Source organism: Curtobacterium flaccumfaciens (assembly GCF_051548005.1).
In the GTDB taxonomy this organism is placed as follows: domain Bacteria; phylum Actinomycetota; class Actinomycetes; order Actinomycetales; family Microbacteriaceae; genus Curtobacterium.
Genome location: NZ_JBPUGH010000248.1, coordinates 1 through 2,362, shown reverse-complemented (window position 1 = coordinate 2,362; position 2,362 = coordinate 1). Strand labels below are relative to the sequence as shown.

Below are 2,362 nucleotides of genomic sequence, written 5' to 3'. Positions count from 1 at the left end.
GTGCGGGACGCGGTGGCCGTCGGCGCCGCCGCGGTGGTCCGGGTCGGCGCGGCCGGCTCGGGCATGGTGGCTGCGGCGACCGCGACCGCGCCGCCGGAACCGAGGACGAGGACACCGGCCAGGCCGCCGGCGATCCACGGCACGGGGCGTCGGGCGACCGAGCCGCGGAACGCGGTGACGGCGTGACGGGCGCGCTCGGCGAGGGTCGGGCGTGGAGGTTGCGGCTCGGACATCGCGACCGATCCTACGGAACTGCGGGAGGAGCCTCCAGGCCGTCTTCCTCATCCTCCTGATCGTCGGCCGCGTAGCGGACGCCGACCTGGCGCCGGACCTCGTCGAGGAGGGCCATGATCCCGACCGACTCCTCGAGGTCCATCGGACCGCCCTCGTGCGTCCCGCTCTCGATCATCGTCTCGAACGCGCGCGCCTCGTGCCCGTAGCCGGTGCGCTCCTCACGCCCGTCGAACTCCTCCACGACCGCACCGTCGCGGTCGCGGATGCGCCACGTGGTCGGCGTGAACCAGGTCGCGTCGAGGTCGATGCGACCGTCCTCGCCGATGATCGACGCCGTGTTCGGGCTCGCGAGGTCGAGCGCGAAGTGCACCGTCGACTGCGTCCCGCCGGCATGGGTCATCACGATGCCCATCTGCGTGTCGACGCCCTGCTCGCTCAGCGTGCCGGACGCCACGACCGACTCCGGCAGCCCGAGGACGTCGACCGCGAACGACACCGGGTAGATCCCGAGGTCGAGCAGCGCTCCCCCACCCAGTGCCGGGTCGTTCAGCCGGTGCTGCGGGTCCGACGGCAGGGCCTGGTGGTGCGTCGCCTCGACGAGCCGCGGACGACCGATGCGCCCTTCCGCGAGCACCTGGCGGATCATCGCCATCTGCGGCAGGAAGCGCGTCCACATCGCCTCCATCACCGCGACGTCCGCTCGGCGGGCGGCGTCGGCGACCGCGCGGGCCTCGGCCGCGGTGATCGTGAAGGCCTTCTCGATGAGGACGTGCTTGCCGTGCCCGATCGCGAGGAGCGCGTCGGCGGCGTGGCGGGAGTGGGGCGTCGCGACGTACACGGCGTCGACGTCGGGGTCGGCGACGAGGTCCTCGTAGGAGCCGTGCGCACGCGGGATGTCGAACTCGTCCGCGAACGACTTCGCCGACGCTGTGGTCCGGCTCCCGACCGCGACGAACTCGACACCGACCGCCGCGCAGTCACCGACGAACGAGCGCGCGATGCCGCCCGTCCCGAGCACTCCCCAACGAACCGTCATGCGGCCTGTCTACCAGGACACTCGTGCGCGAACGGGAGAACCCCCTCGGACCCGGGGATCGGAGGGGGTTCTGCGGAGCCGCCTGTCGGAATCGAACCGACGACCTATTCATTACGAGTGAATCGCTCTACCGACTGAGCTAAGGCGGCGAACGCACCGTTTCCGGCACGTCTGGTGCTGTGTCACCACAGCGTTTCGGCACTCCGTCGCCGGAGCGGCACGAGCAATGACTATACAGGTTCAGACCAGCGAACGCGAAACCAGCGCGCCGAGGTCGGCGAAGGACCGCTCGAGCTCGTCGACGAGGTGCACGTCGCCGCCCTGCTCGGACCACTCCCACCACGCGTGCCGCAGCGCTCCGAGGGCCACGATCGACGCCAGACGGGACTGCCGACGGCGAGCATCGGGGTCCGGCTCGGTGGCCTCGAGACGCCGGGCGACCGCCGTCTCGATCTCGTGCTGGAACTCCTTCATCGACGCCATCCGCCGCGAGAACAGCTCCGGGTTGGCACGCAGCACCTCCTGCCGCTCGGCGATCAGGCCCCGCTCGTCGATGAGGGCCTGCGTCGAGTGCACGAGCAGGTTGCCGAGGTCCTGGAGGAGGTCGCCGGTCGGACCGCCCGCGACGAACCCGGCGAGGGCGTCGTCGTCCGGCAGGGTCGGGTCGTCCCCGAGGATCGCCTGCTCCTTGCTCGGGAAGTAGTTGAAGAAGGTGCGCGACGAGACGTCGGCGCGGCGGGAGATCTCGTCGACGGTGACGGCCGCGAGGCCGTCCTCCACCGCGATGCGCAACGCCGCCTGTTGGATGGCGAGTCGGGTGGCGAGGCGCTTCCGCTCGCGCAGGCCGGGGGCTGCGTCGGACATGCCGCGATTCTCCCACGCGGTGTCGGCCGGGAGGCTGTGGGTTGCGTCAGGCGGGCCTGTCACCTGGGCGAGGACGGACGGGAGGCCCGGGGCGGGCTGAGCGCGCGCCTCCGGTCCGTCGTCTGGTCACGACGAGCTGCGGAACCAGGTTCCGGACGTGGAACTGCCCTTGTCCGCGGTGCTGTGCCCGGACTCTGGTTCCGTCCGCGCGCGGCGCGGCGCGGGTGG

General features: G+C 71.8%; 2 protein-coding genes, 1 tRNA gene and 1 pseudogene. All 4 read right to left on the bottom strand.

Translation table 11 applies throughout. From position 1 onward, the window contains the following. Positions 1–233, bottom strand: a pseudogene (locus ACSW7Y_RS17025) (serine/threonine-protein kinase); the annotation flags it as partial. 11 nt (positions 234–244) lie between these two features. Further along, the gene (locus ACSW7Y_RS17020; RefSeq protein ID WP_438127406.1) at positions 245–1,270 is read right to left on the bottom strand and encodes a Gfo/Idh/MocA family protein; all 1,026 of its coding nucleotides are present in this window, start codon (positions 1,268–1,270) and stop codon (positions 245–247) included. A gap of 76 nt (positions 1,271–1,346) precedes the next feature. Next, a tRNA-Thr gene (locus ACSW7Y_RS17015) sits at positions 1,347–1,419 on the bottom strand. Positions 1,420–1,510: 91 nt separating this feature from the next. Next, positions 1,511–2,134, bottom strand: a complete 624-nt coding sequence (locus ACSW7Y_RS17010) for a TetR/AcrR family transcriptional regulator (RefSeq protein WP_438127405.1) — start codon at positions 2,132–2,134, stop codon at positions 1,511–1,513. Positions 2,135–2,362 lie beyond the last annotated feature (228 nt).